Source organism: Bacillus sp. z14 (2026), assembly GCF_058313575.1.
In genome coordinates this window covers 529,870-547,566 of the sequence record NZ_JBZFQK010000002.1, presented here as the reverse complement: position 1 = coordinate 547,566, position 17,697 = coordinate 529,870, and the positions used below count along the sequence as shown (strand labels likewise).

24 protein-coding genes are annotated in these 17,697 nt (G+C 37.0%); 5 read left to right on the top strand and 19 right to left on the bottom strand.

Annotated elements, in window-relative coordinates; translation table 11 throughout:
- Positions 1-31 precede the first annotated feature (31 nt).
- Complete coding sequence (locus tag AC4G3O_RS08730) at positions 32-421, bottom strand: DUF3397 domain-containing protein (RefSeq protein ID WP_077247941.1); 390 nt, start codon at positions 419-421, stop codon at positions 32-34.
- Positions 422-1,321 (bottom strand): 2-dehydropantoate 2-reductase, encoded by a 900-nt coding sequence (locus AC4G3O_RS08725; protein WP_491136069.1) that lies wholly within the window; start codon positions 1,319-1,321, stop codon positions 422-424.
- Positions 1,322-1,738: 417 nt separating this feature from the next.
- Here AC4G3O_RS08725 and AC4G3O_RS08720 point away from each other — a divergent pair, with 417 nt between their 5' ends.
- Positions 1,739-2,200 (top strand): N-acetyltransferase, encoded by a 462-nt coding sequence (locus tag AC4G3O_RS08720; protein WP_066100726.1) that lies wholly within the window; start codon positions 1,739-1,741, stop codon positions 2,198-2,200.
- 94 nt (positions 2,201-2,294) lie between these two features.
- Here AC4G3O_RS08720 and AC4G3O_RS08715 read toward each other — a convergent pair whose 3' ends face one another.
- The 4 genes from AC4G3O_RS08715 to AC4G3O_RS08700 all read right to left on the bottom strand — a co-directional run bounded on the left by AC4G3O_RS08715 (position 2,295) and on the right by AC4G3O_RS08700 (position 4,524).
- The gene (locus tag AC4G3O_RS08715; protein WP_066100729.1) at positions 2,295-2,849 is read right to left on the bottom strand and encodes an RsfA family transcriptional regulator; all 555 of its coding nucleotides are present in this window, start codon (positions 2,847-2,849) and stop codon (positions 2,295-2,297) included.
- A 97-nt stretch (positions 2,850-2,946) separates the two neighbouring features.
- Complete coding sequence (locus AC4G3O_RS08710) at positions 2,947-3,705, bottom strand: enoyl-CoA hydratase/isomerase family protein (protein ID WP_066100732.1); 759 nt, start codon at positions 3,703-3,705, stop codon at positions 2,947-2,949.
- Positions 3,706-3,764: 59 nt separating this feature from the next.
- Complete coding sequence (gene rpmF / locus AC4G3O_RS08705) at positions 3,765-3,938, bottom strand: 50S ribosomal protein L32 (protein WP_066100735.1); 174 nt, start codon at positions 3,936-3,938, stop codon at positions 3,765-3,767.
- Between the two features lie 52 nt (positions 3,939-3,990).
- Positions 3,991-4,524 carry a YceD family protein gene (locus tag AC4G3O_RS08700; protein ID WP_066100738.1) on the bottom strand — a complete coding sequence of 178 codons (534 nt, stop codon included), beginning with the start codon at positions 4,522-4,524 and terminating at the stop codon, positions 3,991-3,993.
- Positions 4,525-4,766: 242 nt separating this feature from the next.
- Between AC4G3O_RS08700 and AC4G3O_RS08695 the strand changes: the two genes are divergently transcribed.
- A complete protein-coding gene (locus AC4G3O_RS08695; RefSeq protein WP_139891306.1) occupies positions 4,767-5,978 on the top strand; it encodes a nucleotidyltransferase in 1,212 nt (403 codons plus the stop codon).
- 60 nt (positions 5,979-6,038) lie between these two features.
- Here AC4G3O_RS08695 and AC4G3O_RS08690 read toward each other — a convergent pair whose 3' ends face one another.
- Positions 6,039-7,058: a SepM family pheromone-processing serine protease gene (locus tag AC4G3O_RS08690; protein WP_066100745.1), complete on the bottom strand. Its 1,020-nt coding sequence runs from the start codon at positions 7,056-7,058 to the stop codon at positions 6,039-6,041.
- The gene (locus AC4G3O_RS08685) at positions 7,048-7,839 is read right to left on the bottom strand and encodes a patatin-like phospholipase family protein (protein ID WP_066100748.1); all 792 of its coding nucleotides are present in this window, start codon (positions 7,837-7,839) and stop codon (positions 7,048-7,050) included. Before AC4G3O_RS08685 ends, AC4G3O_RS08690 begins: the two co-directional genes overlap by 11 nt.
- 200 nt (positions 7,840-8,039) lie before the next feature.
- Here AC4G3O_RS08685 and ylbJ point away from each other — a divergent pair, with 200 nt between their 5' ends.
- The gene (ylbJ, locus tag AC4G3O_RS08680) at positions 8,040-9,269 is read left to right on the top strand and encodes a sporulation integral membrane protein YlbJ (protein ID WP_066100751.1); all 1,230 of its coding nucleotides are present in this window, start codon (positions 8,040-8,042) and stop codon (positions 9,267-9,269) included.
- A 63-nt stretch (positions 9,270-9,332) separates the two neighbouring features.
- Here ylbJ and coaD read toward each other — a convergent pair whose 3' ends face one another.
- Together coaD and rsmD are read right to left on the bottom strand one after the other, a co-directional pair.
- Positions 9,333-9,815: a pantetheine-phosphate adenylyltransferase gene (gene coaD, locus AC4G3O_RS08675; protein ID WP_066100752.1), complete on the bottom strand. Its 483-nt coding sequence runs from the start codon at positions 9,813-9,815 to the stop codon at positions 9,333-9,335.
- Positions 9,816-9,841: 26 nt separating this feature from the next.
- A complete protein-coding gene (rsmD, locus tag AC4G3O_RS08670; protein ID WP_066100754.1) occupies positions 9,842-10,393 on the bottom strand; it encodes a 16S rRNA (guanine(966)-N(2))-methyltransferase RsmD in 552 nt (183 codons plus the stop codon).
- 477 nt (positions 10,394-10,870) lie between these two features.
- Here rsmD and AC4G3O_RS08665 point away from each other — a divergent pair, with 477 nt between their 5' ends.
- Positions 10,871-11,260 carry a DUF7147 family protein gene (locus AC4G3O_RS08665; RefSeq protein ID WP_066100755.1) on the top strand — a complete coding sequence of 130 codons (390 nt, stop codon included), beginning with the start codon at positions 10,871-10,873 and terminating at the stop codon, positions 11,258-11,260.
- Positions 11,261-11,293: 33 nt separating this feature from the next.
- Here the strand turns inward: AC4G3O_RS08665 and AC4G3O_RS08660 are convergent, their stop codons facing one another.
- The 5 genes from AC4G3O_RS08660 to AC4G3O_RS08640 form a co-directional block, all read right to left on the bottom strand.
- Positions 11,294-11,566: a YlbG family protein gene (locus tag AC4G3O_RS08660; protein ID WP_066100758.1), complete on the bottom strand. Its 273-nt coding sequence runs from the start codon at positions 11,564-11,566 to the stop codon at positions 11,294-11,296.
- Positions 11,567-11,914: 348 nt separating this feature from the next.
- On the bottom strand, positions 11,915-12,352 hold the full coding sequence (locus AC4G3O_RS08655) for a YlbF/YmcA family competence regulator (protein ID WP_066100761.1): 438 nt from the start codon (positions 12,350-12,352) through the stop codon (positions 11,915-11,917).
- 189 nt (positions 12,353-12,541) lie between these two features.
- Positions 12,542-12,781: a YlbE-like family protein gene (locus AC4G3O_RS08650; RefSeq protein WP_066100764.1), complete on the bottom strand. Its 240-nt coding sequence runs from the start codon at positions 12,779-12,781 to the stop codon at positions 12,542-12,544.
- An 18-nt stretch (positions 12,782-12,799) separates the two neighbouring features.
- Entirely contained in the window at positions 12,800-13,201 is a 402-nt protein-coding gene (ylbD, locus tag AC4G3O_RS08645) for a spore coat protein YlbD (protein WP_139891307.1), read from the bottom strand.
- Positions 13,202-13,378: 177 nt separating this feature from the next.
- Positions 13,379-14,443, bottom strand: a complete 1,065-nt coding sequence (locus AC4G3O_RS08640) for a CAP domain-containing protein (protein WP_491136068.1) — start codon at positions 14,441-14,443, stop codon at positions 13,379-13,381.
- A gap of 273 nt (positions 14,444-14,716) precedes the next feature.
- Between AC4G3O_RS08640 and AC4G3O_RS08635 the strand changes: the two genes are divergently transcribed.
- Complete coding sequence (locus AC4G3O_RS08635) at positions 14,717-15,082, top strand: YugN family protein (protein ID WP_066100769.1); 366 nt, start codon at positions 14,717-14,719, stop codon at positions 15,080-15,082.
- A gap of 43 nt (positions 15,083-15,125) precedes the next feature.
- Here the strand turns inward: AC4G3O_RS08635 and AC4G3O_RS08630 are convergent, their stop codons facing one another.
- The 4 genes from AC4G3O_RS08630 to ctaF all read right to left on the bottom strand — a co-directional run bounded on the left by AC4G3O_RS08630 (position 15,126) and on the right by ctaF (position 17,696).
- Positions 15,126-15,623, bottom strand: coding sequence for a hypothetical protein (locus AC4G3O_RS08630; RefSeq protein WP_139891308.1), 498 nt, complete (start codon positions 15,621-15,623; stop codon positions 15,126-15,128).
- A gap of 160 nt (positions 15,624-15,783) precedes the next feature.
- Positions 15,784-16,251 (bottom strand): DUF420 domain-containing protein, encoded by a 468-nt coding sequence (locus AC4G3O_RS08625; RefSeq protein ID WP_066100775.1) that lies wholly within the window; start codon positions 16,249-16,251, stop codon positions 15,784-15,786.
- A gap of 108 nt (positions 16,252-16,359) precedes the next feature.
- Positions 16,360-17,241: a cytochrome c oxidase assembly factor CtaG gene (gene ctaG, locus AC4G3O_RS08620; protein WP_491136067.1), complete on the bottom strand. Its 882-nt coding sequence runs from the start codon at positions 17,239-17,241 to the stop codon at positions 16,360-16,362.
- Between the two features lie 122 nt (positions 17,242-17,363).
- Complete coding sequence (ctaF, locus tag AC4G3O_RS08615; RefSeq protein ID WP_066100781.1) at positions 17,364-17,696, bottom strand: cytochrome c oxidase subunit IVB; 333 nt, start codon at positions 17,694-17,696, stop codon at positions 17,364-17,366.
- Between the last annotated feature and the right edge of the window lies 1 nt (position 17,697).

Sequence of the window (17,697 nt, the reverse complement as noted above, 5' to 3'; positions counted from 1 at the left end):
TTTGAAAGCTTTAAAAGGTATTGCTACTCGCCTATGTAAATACTTTTACTATTCTCTCAAGAATCCCAATTGCGGCCAATAAAAAATAGGCGGCAGAGAATAACAGGAATGAAGCTCTCCAAAAACCAGTGAAAACTCTTTTCAAGTCAACCTCTTCCCTTACTTTGTAATGCATAAACAACACAGCGGAAGCGATTATAATCAAGACAATTAAAATAATCCATAAGTATGAATGTTCAAAAAGAGCGATGATTGCATAATGAACTGCCATAATCAAAAAAACCGTCGTAGCGTCGGCAGAAAGCCTGACTGCCTTTTTGTTATTTTTAAGCATCTGTCGGGAAATTGTATATACGGTCAAATAAACAATAATTGGCATGATTACGCAAATAGCGATAAGGCCTGCTAATAAGCTGTCCACTCACATCTCCTCACTTTCTTCCATACCACGCACCATATTAAACAGCATTTTACATTGAGGTGCTGGGATATCATTCTTATCTGCTTCGCGAATACAATATCCAAGGATTGCCTCTATTTCAGTCTTTTTATCCAACTGAAGATCCCTTAACATAGAAGAGGTATTCTTGGCTGTTCGACCACATATTGTAATAATTCTCTCCAAATAAATCTGATGCTCAGCCTCCGGAATTAATAACGAATGACAAACCTCCTGACAGATGGATTCCACCAGCTTAATGTAATATGTATTTTTTATTAATTCTCCGTTGCGAACCCCTAGTATACTGGTCAACGGGTTTATAACAGAATTAATAATCAATTTTTCAGTATGAATTGATTTGATATCAGGGAGCAATTGCACCGGAAAACCATCCGTATCCAAATATTCCATACCCGGCAGCTTCCTTCCTCTATATAAGCCCATTTTTATCATTCCAATTCCTGTATGGTGAACCGTATGATTATTTTCCCGAATGGCACCATGCTCAACAATCCCAGTATAGATTGTGGAAACCAACAATTCAGGTAAATGAGCGAAATGGCTCATACCGTTTTGTAAAAAGACAACTGCAGATGCATTCTCTTCTAGTAGAGACCATAGTTCTATGAGAGCGGTCTGCTTTACGCTTAGAATGATGATTTCTTGTCTTTGAATTAAATGTTCCGAATCATCAATACATACCGCATTAATATTTTTATAATTATGCTCACCCTGCATGTCAATCAGGGTGATTCCTTTTTTATTGATTTCGTCCGCTTGTAATGATGTGTGCGTGAATAGCGTAATTTGATGGTTATCACTCAGCTTGGAAGCTGCCAATAATCCAATTGCCCCTCCTCCTATTATCCCAATCCTCATGTTCTCCTCCAAGTGATCTTTTGCAATAATTGTAACATTTGCTATGTATGATGAAAAGATAACTCATCCTGTTTTGAGTCAATCGTCATTTAGCTGAATTATCGATGGCTTCCGCTCTATTTCCTTGTAGTTTGGAGGAATAGCATAACTTATACGGCTGGATTACCCATCGCTTATCAACCACTTCATTCTTGTGGCTGGATTAATCATGAACTCCGCTCTATTTCTTTGTCGATTGGCCAGATTACCTACTTATTCGGCTGAATTTCACACTTATTCACACTTATTCGGCCGATCCTCATTCAACAAGTGTTTCAGTAGCCGTCCTGACGACTAAAAATTATGATTTTTCTATATATTTAGCTATAATGGAAATATAAGTATAAACTTTTCACATACATTTAAGGGGGCTATGAAGTGAGTGTAAAGGTTGAAAAATTACGCGTTAACTACCGCACGCTTGAAGAATTCAAGAAATTTAAGGAATATGGTTTGCAAGAATTATCCATGCTTGAAGATCTGCAGGCAAATCTTATTGAAGATAATAGCGAATCACCTTTTTACGGCATCTATTTTGGGGATAAATTAGTTGCCAGGATGAGTCTTTATAAAATCGATGCCAGGTTTGATAAATATTTTGACCCTCCACAGGATTACTACGAAATATGGAAGCTTGAAGTTTTACCGGATTATCAAAAAAAGGGATACGGCTCCATGCTCGTCCAATTCTCCAAAGATCTTGGCCTACCAATCAAAACAAACCCAAGAGTCCATTCACGTAATTTTTGGGAAAAACAAGGCTTCGAACCTGTAGAGTATGATATGGAAAGAGATTTAGGAGAGAACCCACTGATTTGGCAGCCTAATAATGATAAATAGATTGACTTTAAGCTTTCCAGCGAGAAAGCTTTTTCTTTTCATCAAACATTAATAGAAGCACACCTTTTAAAAAGGCATGCTCCTGTAGCAATCATCATTTTTCCTCCGATAATTGACGTGCCCGATTCAGTAAATCAAGCAATCCACGGTAATCCTTCTCCATCTGCTTAAATCGTATTTCTACTGTATCTCTCTCTTGAACTAAATAATCTGCGTGCTTTTTTAACTCTGAGTATTCCAGCAGTAATTCTTCAGGCGAGCGGAATGATCGTTCTTCCAACCTACTCTTTAAGTTGGTTAAATAGGCAATAACCGTATCTAGAGAAAGATTGAGCTCAGCATCCCCGACTATTCCGACCGAGATTTTTTGTTCCTCACGCTGCGGCTGCTCCACCTCCAATTCCGCAGTCCCTAGCGATTTTTTAAGATCTTTACGTACTTTTTTAGCCAGCTCTATCCCTTCCGAATATTGCTTACGGACATAAGAATTCCATCTAAAGCCACATGCAGCCGGAGTTCTCGACAACCCTTTACCAACCTCTTCAAATGCTTTTAATTGTGTGCTTCCCTCACGGATATGGCGTAATACCACCTCCGCCAAATAGACATCCTCATCCTGCGACCATCCATCCTGCCTTGAACCTGTCATCCACTCTTCCCCCCAATAAGCATTCATAATATTCAATCATATGCGTCTAGTAGGAAAGATAGAATAAACAAGATTCTATTAACATGATAATCGCTTCTTATTGAGACTTTTTCTGAAATCGTTCCACAGTCTCCATATGGAATGGTAATACCCATAACTCTGAACATCGTTTAATCTCTTCTTGCATCCGTTTATACAAATCAGATGCTTTCTTTTTGCGGATAGTCATACTTTTATACGCCATCAACGCATTAATATCATTTTTAATAATAGGCTCAATAATCCCTACTATGGTTTTCTCATCTATATTTGACACAACGCCATTTGCAAATCCATACAAGCTTGCCTCTTCTTCAGTAAATTTTCTCCCCGACATCAGCCATTCCAGTCCCTTGGATTCTGCCACCCTCTCAAGTAAAAGAGCTCCACCGCCCCAACCGGTGGTAATTCCCTGCTGAATTTGAATAAAGCCCATAAAAGATCCTTTTTTTACATATCGAAAATCACATGCTGTAGCCAGTTCCAATCCACCGCCGACAGCCGGTCCATTTAAAAAAGCAAAAACAGGCTTCGGCAAAGTAGCTATTTTATATAAAATTTCTCCCATACGCGATAACATTTGGTAAGCATCTTTTTGATTATCAAGAAGATGAAAGACTTTTAAATCACCACCCGAACAAAAAACATTACCAGTTCCTGTGATCACCATGGCCTTACAATTTCCATCCGTTTTCACTTGTTCGATGGACTCTTCCAATAAATCCATAACCTCAAAATTTATGGCGTTCCTAACATGCGGCCGGTTTAGCGTAACAAGCAAATATCCTTCTTTTTTCTCCACAATCACTTCTTTCACCGTGAATCCCCCTTAAAAACAAAAAAGAACACAGGTTTCCCTGTGTTCTCTCGAGTTGATTATTTATTTACAACTTCTTTTCCTTTGTATGTTCCACATGCTTTACAGATACGGTGAGATAATTTCATTTCACCGCAGTTTGGGCATTCAACCATACCAGGGACTTGAAGTTTGAAATGCGTACGACGCAATCTCTTTCTAGTTTTCGAAGTTCTTCTGAAAGGTACAGCCATGTTTTACACCTCCTTAAAAAACGATGGTTCTATGGAAGACTTATGTAGTCTTTCATTTTTCACTGTTATCATCATTGTTGTCAAAAAAATGGGCCAACTTTGCCAGTCTTGGGTCAACTTTTTTAACTTGTTGGTCCTCTAAGATTAATTCCCAGTCATCTCCAGCTAGCGGAGCAGCACCTACAGGATGATCCGTATCACAGAATACCTGCAATGGAATCTCCGTGAGAATTATTTCTTTGATTACCGGCGTAAGATCCACTACATCACCCTCAGCCACATGATATTCTCCATCCTCAGTCTCCATACCTTCATATTGATTAAAAAGGTATGTCTCTGTTGTTTGAACATCGATTGGGAATGGGACATCAACTAAGGTTCTTGAACATGGTAATGTCAATGTACCAGATATTTTCAAATGAAAAGTAACTCGATTGGAACTCAAGTCAGCTTTCCCAAATACACGAATTGGTGAAATATCACGAATTTGCGGATCTGCCTTTTTCAGTTCAGAAAGATCTGCTGTCTCATCTACATTAAAACCATTGTCGCGAAATTTTTGCAGTTGTGGAATTGTCCATTTCATATTATATCACCTCAAGGCAACAAAGGTAATTATAGCTTTGGTAAATTCATTTGTCAATGTTTTTTCTTTACAGCCATATGTGATACCCTTATGCAAATTTTAAGCGCTTATCTATTTATTTTACCCGAAATGTTTCATTTTGAAAACAGAATTAATCAAGTGCAAGTTTAGGGAATGCTTGCTTCCTGATTCCTCCATCATATACTATAAAAAAAACAACCATTTATCAGGAGGTGTACAATATGAATGCCCTGGGACTTGTAGTAGAATATAATCCTTTTCATAATGGACATTTATATCATTTACAACAAGCCAAAGCTATTACAAATGCTGATGTGACCATAGGCGTGATGAGCGGAAATTTCCTTCAGCGGGGGGAACCAGCCCTGGTGGATAAATGGACAAGGACTTCCATGGCCTTAAAGGCTGGTATTGATCTAATCATCGAACTTCCATTTGTTCATGCTGTTCAAAAGGCTGAATATTTCTCCGAAGCATCTATCCTATTATTAGAGGAAGTTGGCTGTCAGTCTGTTTGTTTTGGCAGCGAGCAAGGAGAAATAGAACCTTTTATACATACATACTCAATTATTCAGGAAAATTCTAAGGAAATCGATCAATGGATACAGCACTATAGCAAGGAGGGATACAGCTACCCCAAGGCTGCCTCTCTGGCCTTTTCGGAACTACAAGCGCGTCATCCTTCTATGCTTTCTTTAGACCAGCCTAATAATATCCTTGGATATCACTATGTATCCGCGATTTTAAAACATAAATTATCCATCGAGCCAGTAACCATTAAACGAACAGGTTCCGGATATCACGATCCAACTCTCATGCCAGGTACAATAGCAAGTGCAACTGGTATACGGAAAGAATTAATGGAAAGCGGTAAACTGGATGCGATCTCTTCCTTTGTTCCGGATACAACATTTGCCCATCTAAAAGCATATCTAACAGAGCAGCGCACTTTGCATAATTGGGAGTTGTATTGGCCATTTTTAAAAGTTAAATTAATCACGACGCCCGCAGAATCTCTTGCCCAAATTTACGAAATGAAAGAGGGCTTAGAGAATCGATTAATTGAAGCCGCTGAACGCGCCAGTAATTTCATGGATTTTATGTCATTAATTAAAACGAAGCGTTATACCTGGACTCGGCTACAAAGAATACTAACCTATACGCTGTTAAATTTCACAAGAGATGAAATGCCAAAAGACCTGACTCCGCCATATATTCGCGTATTGGGATTTACAGCTGCCGGGCAGCAATATTTAAAAAGCATAAAAAAAGAAAAGGGAAATCAGATCGTATCACGCCTAGCAGCCTGTAAAAATCCTTTAATAAATATTGATAAGAGGGCTGCCATTGTTCATGCTGCCGCTCTTCCCTCAGCTATTTCTATGAAAGCTCAAAAACGTGAATATATGTCACCCATTGTATTAACTGATTAAAAAACGAAGCCATTGATTCACCGTACGAATCAATGGCTTATGCTTTAAATCAAGCAGCTCTTATTTCATGCTTTTTAAATAATCCAGTGCATCATCAACTGTGTCCACAGGAACAATAATCATATCTGTTCCAATCTCTTCTGCTGTTTTTACAGCAATTTTATAATCCGATTCCTCAGCACCTTGTTGATTGGGTGCAAAAAACACTTCCGCATCTGCACGATCAGCTGCTACAATTTTCTGATCAACACCACCGATAGGACCGACTGTTCCATCATCAGAAATGGTACCTGTTCCTGCTATTTTCTTCCCTTTCGTGTAATCCTCTTCCGTTAATTGATTAAAGATCTCCAATGTAAACATTAACCCAGCAGAAGGCCCCCCAATGCTATCTGCGTTTATCTCGATATCTCGGTCTGTTTCAACACTTCGATCCTCAACCAAGGTAATGCCAACGCCAACTCGTCCAGTTTCCTCTAGCATCTCCAATTGAAGTGTCTTAACAATATTTTTATTATCACGCTTTATTTCTAATTTCACTTGGTCCCCAGCTTTTTTCGAGGAGATATAGTCTATGAAAAATTCACTTGACTCAATTTCACTTCCATCGACTTTAATAATTCGATCTCCAGGTTTCAATACTCCGTCTGCAGGTTTACCCTTGGCAATCTGCAGCACATATATGCCTTCTACTTTTACTTTGGCTTCATAGCCTGCTTTTTTATACCCGTTCAGGATAGCGGATGTTTGGGAATCATCCATCAATTTCAATTGTCTAACCGTATATTCTTCATCGGTTTCATCCTGACTTCTAATTTGTTCCAGTTCATAAATCCTATGATAATCTGCTATTTTAGCCCATGCATATGTATAAATATTCGCTCTGCCCATTCGGATCGTTGTCAGCATAAAAGAGCCATCTGCTTCACTTCCATTTTCAACCTCTACAAATTGCTCCAATGTCTCCGCCGACCCAGGGGTGGAAACATAATAAGGCAATTTATAAAATGCAGCCAGAAATGCCAGCAATAGAACTGCAACCCCAATTTTGCCTATATTAAGTTTACGCTTATGCTTCATCTTTTTTCTCCTTCCAATGCTGTATGGCCTCTTTAATCTCCGGCAGTTTTTTTCTTGCTTCTTGCTCCCCAATCATAATAATTTCAAGAATGTTTGTAAATGCCAATGAACTAAATGATTCTACAGCAGGCTGAATCATTACGTCAGCGTTAATCCCTTTCATTTTGACAATTTCCATTTGCAGTATATCTAAACTTTTAAAAATAACATCGTATATAGATTCAATATCCGTATCTCCTCTTGTTGCAGAGACATCGCTTGCAATCACAATATCCGCTCCCATTTCTTTCACAACCGATACAGGGACCCGATCCATTAATCCTCCATCTACAAGTAATTTCCCATTAATCCTTTTGGGCACAAAAATGCCTGGTATAGAAATACTTGCTCTTACCGCTTCATAAACAGGACCTTCCGTAAAAATAACTCTCTCTCCTTTTTCTATATCCGTTGCCACTATAGCCAATGGAATTGAAAGATCCTCTATATTTTGATTTTTTGTAAATAATCGAATGTATTCCTCAATCTTTTTCCCGGCTACAAAACCTAATCTGGGTACAGTCAGATCCATAAAGTATTTTCTTTTAAATTGCAACGAAACTTTTTGCAGCAGTTCTAAATCTGATCCACTTGCATAAAAACTGCCTATTAAAGCTCCCATACTGCTCCCGGCTATGCAGTCGATATTTATACCTTCACTATTTAGCACTTTTAATAAACCAATATGTGCAAATCCCCTTGCACCACCAGAGCCAAGCGCTAATCCAATTTTAGGTTCCATTTCTTTTGACTCTCCTTTATCCGTACTGATTTAAGGCATGTTCCCTTAATAGGAGTCTTAGTTCTAAATTATTTTACTTTGAGTATATTTTGTTATTGGGGACAACCCAGCTATATACAAAACTTCTTTTGATTTTACTAAATATATTTTAGCACCAGATTATTTACCACGCTTAAATTTAATAAGGGAAGGGATATAAATTGGATAAATCAATCTTAAAATCAATGCTTTTTGCGTTAATTGCAGTTATTATGGCAGCTGCATTGATCTTGATGCCACAGGAAGCCTTCGAAGCCTCTGTTCGAGGGTTGAATATATGGCTTGAAATTGTCTTTCCTTCCTTATTGCCTTTTTTAATTATTGCAGAAATGTTGATTGCATTTGGTGTCGTAAAACTACTGGGTGTCTTTTTAGAGCCACTAATGCGTCCATTGTTTAAGGTACCAGGAGTAGGAGGATTTGTATGGGCAATGGGACTTGCATCCGGTAATCCTTCTGGAGCAAAACTAACAGCTAGGCTGAGAGATGAAGGTCAGCTATCCAGAATAGAAGCTGAACGGTTAGTGTCGTTTACCAGCTCATCGAATCCATTATTTATTTTCGGTGCTGTATCTATCGGTTTTTTTAATAATGCTAAACTTGGAATACTTTTAGGATTAACTCATTATGCAGCGAATATTTTCGTCGGTTTAGTAATGAGGTTTTACGGGAGAAATGAAGAGAAAAAAAATCTTAACCGCAGTAAAAAAGATACAAGTATTTTCCCAATCATGACAGCTTTAAAAAGTATGCACCGTACCCGTCTAAATGACCAGCGGCCATTTGGAAAAATATTAGGAGACGCAGTTAATTCCTCCATACAAACCCTTTTGATGATTGGAGGATTTATCATTATTTTTTCCGTGATCAACAAGCTATTGTTTCACTTACATATTACCAGCTTCTTTGCATCCATTTTCAGCAGCCTGTTCCACACGCTTCATCTGCCATCTACTTTAAGCATCCCTTTTATTTCGGGGTTATTTGAAATCACGTTGGGATCGCAATTAACAAGCCAAGCTGGCGGTGCAACACTATTGACACAAGCAATCATAGTCAGTGCTTTACTCGCATTTGGAGGATTCAGTATACAAGCTCAAGTTGCCAGCATCTTAGCCGAAACAGATATACGCTTTAAACCATTCTTTCTTGCACGCCTCATCCATACATTTTTTGCTGCGATACTTACATTGATTTTGTGGAAACCTGTATATCTGCGATTATCTACTTCTGAAAATACATCAATCACCGAATTTGTTTTTTCAATGGAAACGCAGGGATTATCCAGCACTATCTTCAGTTTCTTCCTTAATTACGGTGCATTGATTACTATTCTTTCTTTGGCTGGCTACACCCTTTTATTATACATACAGTATAGGAAATCCATATAAAAAGCCAATCCCTAATTTAAGTAGGATTGGCTTCTTTTTAACAGCAATATAAATGAGTACATTTTATTCAGACATCTTTATTCTCAGCCGTTTTTGTACACATTCAGGAACAAGCTCTGAAACATCTCCACCGTACTTCGCTACTTCTTTTACGATCGATGAGCTCAAAAAAGAATATTGATTATTTGTCATGATAAAGAATGTTTCAATTTGATCGTTTAATAAGCGATTCATAGAGGTGATTTGCATCTCATACTCGAAGTCAGAAACGGCTCTCAACCCTCGGATGACTGCATTTGCATTTCTTGCCTTAGCATAATCCACGAGCAACCCCTGAAAGCTATCCACTTTCACATTTGGTATATGGGCAGTTGCTTCTTCAATGATTTGCACTCTCTCCTCCACAGTAAATAGAGATTTTTTAGCAGAATTATGAAGGACACCGACATATATTTCGTCAAATATGTTTGCTCCTCTTTGAATAATATCAAGATGTCCATATGTTATAGGATCAAAACTTCCAGGACATACAGCTATTTTCTTCACTATTCTCCCCCCATTTCTATAAATATTTAACGCTCAAAAAAGGACACAGCCGTAATGCCATACTTTTCAACACGGAACTTAGTAAAATTACCAATCTTTTCAGGCAACGTTAATTCTTCTCCATGTTCGCATATTATCATACCGTCTTCTGCCAATAATTCAGCACTTTCGATTTCTTCAATAAGAACAGGTATCATATTAGCTATTTTATAGGGAGGATCCATAAAAATGAGGTCAAATTGAGCTTTTCTCTTTCCAAGAGCTTTTAATGATCTTAAAGCATCACTCCTATGTACCTCGGATTGACTTTCGAATTTACATGAACTGATATTCGTTTTAATAATTTGAATAGCTTTTGAGTCCTTATCAACAAAAACTCCTTTTTCCATTCCTCTGCTCAAGGCTTCAAGCCCAAGGGATCCGCTTCCTGAAAATAAATCCAGAACCGCTCCACCTTCAAAATATGGTCCTACAATATTAAATAAAGATTCTTTTACTTTGTCCGTTGTTGGCCGGGTTGTCATGCCTGGAACAGCCTTTAATGGCCTTCCTTTACAAGTACCTGAAATGACTCGCATAATCTGTCACCAAATTTCATATGTATTCAACTTTCTAAAATATCCTACCACAAAATCTTGATTTCACAAATAGAAATCAAATTTCTGCGATCAGTGAATAGTTCAGGTTGATTTGGTCATACTACTAACAACAACATCTTCAGAGGTGTTGTTGCCAACCGCGGAGAAGACTTACGTTTCCCCATAAGTTCTTCCTCCGGTTTCTCCTCTCCCTTTGCCTTCTGCGTTTGTAAAAGCGCGTAGAAGGAAGCCCTGGTGCCTATGTGTGCCAGGGCTTTTCTTTTAGGTGAATTAACTACAGATCAACCGACACCCATTTTTTCCACAGTGAACAAGGTGGACAGTTTCAAAAATAACTAATTTGATTAATAGATCAGTTGATTCGAACACTTTATTGGGATACATTTATATTCCTGATGAACTAGACCGGATTATGATACACTTATCAATATCCGATTTACAGGAGGAAAAACAAGAATGAATCAACGTTTTATAGAACTAGGCCCCGGATATTCTGACCTTTATGAGCTATTGGAATTAGCAAAGGCTAATCAATATCGAATCAATTATTTTTTATGCTTACAGTCAGAGGGACCTAGCGGCAAAGTCATGTCGTTTGTATTGGTTATGAAAAAATCAAGCTATGGCGACTTCATCCCACTTTATATTTGCAGAGAAGGAATACCTGTTTTAGTTAATAAGCCAAGCAAGCGTTATGAACTTTTTGACCAAGCAGCCAAGGAGCAAGGTAAAGAAATTATATCGTTGGAAGTTAGGCATTCATCTACTTTTGCTGACCCTGACCTTTATTATCAGTATTTAATAGGTATCCTGCGCATGAACCGTTTTTTACCCCCATGGCAATAAAGAAAAACCGGACCCATTAGGATCCGGTTTTCTTTAAATGCCTATTCTATATTCTTCCTTTTCTTTTTCATGCTTTTTACTCTCAAATTCAGTTTTAATAAAAGGTTTTTGAGAAAATTCAACTTTTTTGACAAAAGCATAGGAAGATAATTTTTCTGAAACTGCTTCTATTTCGTCCATATTTACATATAATACGGCATATTTTAATTTGCGGGAAACATAATGCAGATTGCCTGTTTTACGCAGAGTTTTCACTTGTTTTAGACTATGCAGCCAAACAATCAGGCTTTGCCTTTCTACAAACATATACATACCCCTTTAGGATGCAATTTATATTTAGTGTACCATATTACTAAAAGATGTATCAATATTTAGAAATGCTATGCAGAATTAGTGAATAAATCTAGAGATTGCAACTAACTCGATTATCTCCTTGGATAGGTCTGCACTATCAGAGTTTATATCAAAAATGATAGGAGTACTTTAAATGAAACTGCATAATAGAAAAGATATCGATCCCACTTTCCTATGGAGAATCGGATAGGTTTATCATACAACCTCAACGTTTGTATTAGTTGCTACAAAATCTAATTTCGGCCATATACCAAAAGGCAACCCCATTTGTTCTGGGATTGCCTTTTTTTCTCGTTCCTATCAGGAACATCCACAGCTTCCTCCGCTGCCACAGCCTCCGCTACAGGATGATTCAAAAAACGGATTTCCTGTCGGGACTTTTATATGAGGGGATACTGAATGACCAATCAGCATACTAATTTCATCAAGTAATTGCTGTAAGTTTGTTTCAGCCTGTTTATATTCAATAACAGATGGATGAAGGTCCATTTCTCTTTTAGCCTCACGAATTGCTTTAGAGACAGTACGATAATCCGGATGGTATCTTCCGAAACGCTGTACTTCTTCGTAAGCGTCCTTTAAAGAATTAAACGCTTGAATTTTTTTCTGGGCCGTTTTATCCTTATACATCTGAGTTAAACTTAAAAAGTATTGCTTAGCTATATCTGAGTTCATTATATCTTTAGCCAATTGTTCAGCATGGTCAATGATTTCAACCGTTTCAATAGTAGCAAGCATGAAAATACTCACCTCCAACTTTATCATACCATGTAATATCCAAGGATGCTATAACTTAGAAATATTATCCACCTATAAAAGATATATGGCTTGTCCCCTATTACTTTGGTAAGTAGAAGAAGTAATTCGCTGCCAAACACCCCTTACTTCATCTACTCTTACAGAACGTCCTCATTTTTTTAGGAACCGTTATTCACCAGTATTCATTGACTGAAACATCGAAACCATCATAGAAGCCATTTGAACGCTGTTTGAAAGCTGATGAACACGATCCGGAATCGTTTTTTTAAAAAAGTACTTAGCTTCAGTATCAAATTTCGAAAAATCCTGTGGATTTCTGCACAAACGTCTGTACCAGATTGGTTGTTGCCTCAAAAAACTCAGTAAATCTTCATCTGCCTCAATTAATTCATAGATATCTTGTCTCAAGCTCTCACTCCTACCTAGCTAATCTTGCCGAAATTTGAAAGGATGATTATTCTGGACGGAAGGTGGTGCACTTTCTGATTGTCCGGAAGATTGAAATTGAGAGATGACTCCCTGAACCACTCCTAAAACCTGACTAAAATTCCCAATTTGTTTTTGAATTTGATCAGGGTCCATTTTTTTAAGTTGATTTAAAAGCTGCGAAATAAACTCGCCCTTATCTGTTTTTTCAGTCTCATCCTTTTCCTTTTTTTCCTCTTTATATTCATTCCACACTTCATCCTGATCACCCAGCAAAGACCAATCTTCATAAATTTCCTGCCATGTTTTCTTACCCATTCTTACATCTTTTACGATTTTCGGATTACTCTTAAGAAAAAGCTTAAAATCCTGAACAGAAGGATGCAATTTGGAATCATCCATTTAATTTCACCTCACCACATGACATACGCCTAGGGTAGTATATGTTTCGATATATAGAAAAGTGATGCATATTTCCAAAGAACTCCGCACATAGATTTCCTTTATACAAATAATATTTACACACAAAAAAGAGCACTGAGGAGAAATACTTTCCTTCAGTGCTCTTTTTTGTATCATTTAATCAGATAACGCAACAAAGTTTTGAGTATAGTATCTTTTATATACTCCCACACCAAGGCGCGTAAAATCTTCATTTAACATTATATCTCTGTGCCCTTTACTATTTAACCATCCTTCAACAGCCGCAATTGCATCTGTATACTGAGCAGCTATGTTTTCGCCAGCTGAGTAGTAAGAAACACCGCCTTCCTTCAAACGATCACCAACATCTTTATCATCGGGTGATACATGATCGAAATACTCATTCACCATCATGTCTTCGCTATGTTTAAATGCCACAGCTGAAATTTTTTCATCAAATTCAAGGGTACCTAAGTCAAAACGTGTTCGTATGATATTTGTCAAATCAAGAATTTGCTGCTGACTTCCTTCTTCAACCAGCTTCCATTCTTCATCCGTTAACTCTTCAGGTTCATCCAATTCTCCACGGTATGTCAGCTCATATGGCTTATGCATAATCAATGTCTTTGCATCCATAAACCTCACACCTGATACCTGACCGAAAATTTTATCCAAATAAACCTGAGCATACATATCGCCAAACTTTATTAGAGGGCGATAATGAAGATCTTCTTCCGACAACTCGAAACGATATTCAGTGCCTTTCCAATTCAGTTCTATATAACTATTCATATTCAATTCCTTATACAGGGACTCCACTGTTTGATCAATAAAGAATGGATATAAATTAATATCTTCTGCTGAACTGTATAGGGTTACAATTTTTTTATCTTTTTCGTTTACGCCAAATTGTATATACTTACTTAATGTATCATTATAGATCCACCAGTTATATCCATAAGCTGAAGGATCAATACGGTCTGGCTCCCCATATTCATCCAGTAACTGATTACTGGTTTTACCAATCCATTTAGATACACCCTGTTCAGGTCTGGATTCGTTATCTGTTAATTCTTTAATCTTATCCGAAGTTTCCATTGTATTTTCATTAACGGAATTTTGATCAATGATAGCTGTATTTTCTTTGACATCATCTTTAACCGTTACATAGATGCCGAAGATGGTGATTAAAATTAAACTAAAGAAAACCCTAAAGACCAATTTCAGAGGTGGTCCCTCCTGTCATTCTTACTTTATATTTTTTTATTATACCATTAGAATTCAAACAAACCTATCACTTAAATGTAAACAATGAAAAATAAGTATAATATAAACATATTGGATAGCAAAATGAACGAATTTACCTTTCTGCCTCTATAAAAGAACAATTTATTGCAGATAAGGTAAAATAATACTAAAATTAAAATTGAGAATTTCCAAAACTTGTTTCATACCGAACAAAGCATTTTCTAAAAGGGGATAGGAGGAAATAAGATGAGATTTGAAAATACAGGACTTGAAAAATACCAAGTTAACCTTAACAGGCTAGATGAGGTTATGAGTGAAAACGGTTTAGTCAGAGCCGAACAATGGGATTACGAACGCGTATCCTACGATAAGAAATATGAATTAAGGGATGGCACTTTTTATTTACGTGTCTTTGGCTATGCGGTTGAAGGTGACGTAGGTGCACATCGGGCAACTATCCAACTCATGACACCAGTCCTAGGTAAACACTATTATCCACATGGTGTTGAATATGGTGAAACAGAGCATTTTCCTACATCTCTTCAAAAACAATGCGAGACAGTTCTTGCGGCAGTTAAAGCTGAACTGGATATATTTGTAGAAGTGGAATAAAGGATTATTAAATAAGCCTGCAGATTGTATGATCTCCGCAGGCTTATTTTATTTTTTTTCTCATTAAACAATAATCCCCCTCCACTCCCACTGCTTTAAATCCATACTTTTTTAAGGTTTCCTTATAATAAAAACGTTTATCTGCTATTTCTGTTTGGATCATTTGGGCAATCCCTATTTTATGAATATAATAGAAAAAACCCTCCATAACTTCAGAAACAAACTCTTTTTCTGTCTGAGCATCTGTAAAGCTTAAGGAAAAGGTTAATTTTTCACCTTCTCCCTCCAACTCCAATTCTCCAATGAATTTTTGGCTTTGCAAATCAATAATAAAACAGATCCACCAACCTACATCCCCACCTTCCAATTCATATAATTCTATTAAAAGAGGGAGTATACATTTTACGCGATCAGATGGGAAAGATTCAGGAACAATTACCGGCGATACCATTTTGAAATCATACGGGTACAAAATAAGGGACTTAGCCAATGAGATGGAACAAGGAAAGATAAGAATGCGATTAGTCCTAATTTGTTTCATTACCGCACCTCCGATTAATTGCCTCTAAATAAAGCCTATGATAAACATCAGCCAGTCCTGACAAAATCCATTCCTAAGCCGCCATGTAAAAGAAAGAAACGAAAAAAGGTCATCTCTAATTCTATGAGACGACCCGTTTTACCTATGCAACTTTTATTTTTTATGAACCAATAATCGCTTTAAATACACTTGTTGTTTTACCACCTTCGTATATTACATAAAGCAATAAATATACAGTGACACCAGCAACCGCGTTCACCATCCAAATGACGCTTGTAGGCGGAGCGATTTTTCGATGTTTCTCAATCTTCCCTTTAAAACCATAATACAGACTGATAATCCCCATTACGGCTCCTATTGTAGCCAATGTAATATGTGAGATTAAAAAGATTGTATAGTAAATTTTTATTGATTCAGGTCCTCCAAATGCCGTGTTCCCTATAAATAACGTTCTGCTTGCATAAATAATGAAGAACACAACTGCAAAAACAGCTGCCCAAAACATTAATTTTTCGTGGACCTTTATATTCCCTTTTTTTACTTGCCATACTCCAAAGCCTACAAGGATTGCGCTGATTACGATACAAGCCGTGCTGATCGTAGGCAGGACTGGTAATGAACTGCTCATAATGGTGGAACCTCACTTTACTTATTCTGTTAACTCTATAATTGTAAAATACTAAATTTGAAAACTCAAATTATTTTACAGTATTCACTAAAGTTTCACTATTATTAATTAGTTCCCTAAATGCGGATTTGCCTCCATAAAACGTTTTGTTTCTGCATCCGCATGTTTGGTATCTTCTTTAAACCAAGTGAAGAAAGTTGTAGCCAGGATAATTCCATATACTATTTCTTGAATTATTTTCATAATTACACCGCCTGTTTGCTGATCTTCAACAGCCGGCATATTTATAAACATTTGAGGACTGCTTAAGTCCAAAGTGGATAAGATACCGGCAGGAACACACAATTTCATCGCCTCCATCCATACAGCTGGATCTGCATAGGTTGCATACATGGGATCTTTAGAAAAGATGATAAGCGCACAGGCCGGTGTAATTAATATACCATTGGCAAAGATATAGCCAATTTTCTTTAATCCTGATAATCGCTGGCTTTCTTCGATTTTATTAACTAGATGCCACCACATGAACAGCGAGGAAATAAACAATACCACTGTGAAAAGCCCATGAAGCAAAGTATTGACTTTGACGATATCAAAAATTGACGGAACATGGTAAAAAGAAAACAGTCCATTAAAGAAAATCAATGTTATTAATGGTTGTGTAATCATTAAAAACCATTTTTTAAATATGAACTTTTTTAGTAACCAATCCGGCAATCCCAATAGAAAAAATGGTGGAATAACTAAAAATAAAAAAGCCATTTGAACCATATGAACCGTAAAAGAAAGATGTCCCAATAAATCTATTGGCGACCCCTTTATCATGTATAAAAGAATCATAGCTATCGAGAAGTATACAGCTTCTTTCTTTTTAAATTGGTCACCTGCTTTAAAATAGGTGATATAAAAATAGAAGGCTATGATCAATAGTGTCACGAGGAACAGGTAAGGACTCCATAGGGCCCTAAATCCAAATATATCTAATTCCATTTATCTCACCTCATAATTAGTTTTCCTGCCCAGAAATTCACAAGAAAATATCAAATAACCCAGAAATCATATAGTTTTAGTTTCTAAAAAAAATCGGCTTAACAAGTTAAGCCGATTCCATCTTAAATCCACACAATTAATACAAATGCAAGGATAGTAGTCACACCGATCAGTAACCCGGTATACATAAATCCTGCCATCGTTCCATGACCTTCTTTATTCATATGCATGAAATAATAGAGCTGAAAAATGACTTGGATTACCGCAAGCAACAAGATGAATGGTAAAACGAACCACTTGGAAAATCCATCATAACCTACTGCAAAGAACGCAATTAAGGTTAGAAAGATCATCATAATAAATGTAATAACCTGCATCTTCATATCTTCCGCATTTTTCTTACGTCTATATTTAAGAGCTTCTTTACTAAGATGTGTTTTAGGTTGATTTTCCATT

Bases quoted from the DNA above. Each gene is read 5' to 3' on its own strand.
- AC4G3O_RS08725 (WP_491136069.1), bottom strand. From the start codon at position 1,321: ATGAGGATTGGGATAATAGGAGGAGGGGCAATTGGATTATTGGCAGCT.
- AC4G3O_RS08715 (WP_066100729.1), bottom strand. From the start codon at position 2,849: ATGACAGGTTCAAGGCAGGATGGATGGTCGCAGGATGAGGATGTCTAT.
- rpmF (WP_066100735.1), bottom strand. From the start codon at position 3,938: ATGGCTGTACCTTTCAGAAGAACTTCGAAAACTAGAAAGAGATTGCGT.
- AC4G3O_RS08700 (WP_066100738.1), bottom strand. From the start codon at position 4,524: ATGAAATGGACAATTCCACAACTGCAAAAATTTCGCGACAATGGTTTT.
- AC4G3O_RS08695 (WP_139891306.1), top strand. From the start codon at position 4,767: ATGAATGCCCTGGGACTTGTAGTAGAATATAATCCTTTTCATAATGGA.
- AC4G3O_RS08690 (WP_066100745.1), bottom strand. From the start codon at position 7,058: ATGAAGCATAAGCGTAAACTTAATATAGGCAAAATTGGGGTTGCAGTT.
- AC4G3O_RS08685 (WP_066100748.1), bottom strand. From the start codon at position 7,839: ATGGAACCTAAAATTGGATTAGCGCTTGGCTCTGGTGGTGCAAGGGGA.
- rsmD (WP_066100754.1), bottom strand. From the start codon at position 10,393: ATGCGAGTCATTTCAGGTACTTGTAAAGGAAGGCCATTAAAGGCTGTT.
- AC4G3O_RS08665 (WP_066100755.1), top strand. From the start codon at position 10,871: ATGAATCAACGTTTTATAGAACTAGGCCCCGGATATTCTGACCTTTAT.
- AC4G3O_RS08660 (WP_066100758.1), bottom strand. From the start codon at position 11,566: ATGTTTGTAGAAAGGCAAAGCCTGATTGTTTGGCTGCATAGTCTAAAA.
- AC4G3O_RS08655 (WP_066100761.1), bottom strand. From the start codon at position 12,352: ATGCTTGCTACTATTGAAACGGTTGAAATCATTGACCATGCTGAACAA.
- ylbD (WP_139891307.1), bottom strand. From the start codon at position 13,201: ATGGATGATTCCAAATTGCATCCTTCTGTTCAGGATTTTAAGCTTTTT.
- AC4G3O_RS08635 (WP_066100769.1), top strand. From the start codon at position 14,717: ATGAGATTTGAAAATACAGGACTTGAAAAATACCAAGTTAACCTTAAC.
- AC4G3O_RS08630 (WP_139891308.1), bottom strand. From the start codon at position 15,623: ATGAAACAAATTAGGACTAATCGCATTCTTATCTTTCCTTGTTCCATC.
- AC4G3O_RS08625 (WP_066100775.1), bottom strand. From the start codon at position 16,251: ATGAGCAGTTCATTACCAGTCCTGCCTACGATCAGCACGGCTTGTATC.
- ctaG (WP_491136067.1), bottom strand. From the start codon at position 17,241: ATGGAATTAGATATATTTGGATTTAGGGCCCTATGGAGTCCTTACCTG.
- ctaF (WP_066100781.1), bottom strand. From the start codon at position 17,696: ATGGAAAATCAACCTAAAACACATCTTAGTAAAGAAGCTCTTAAATAT.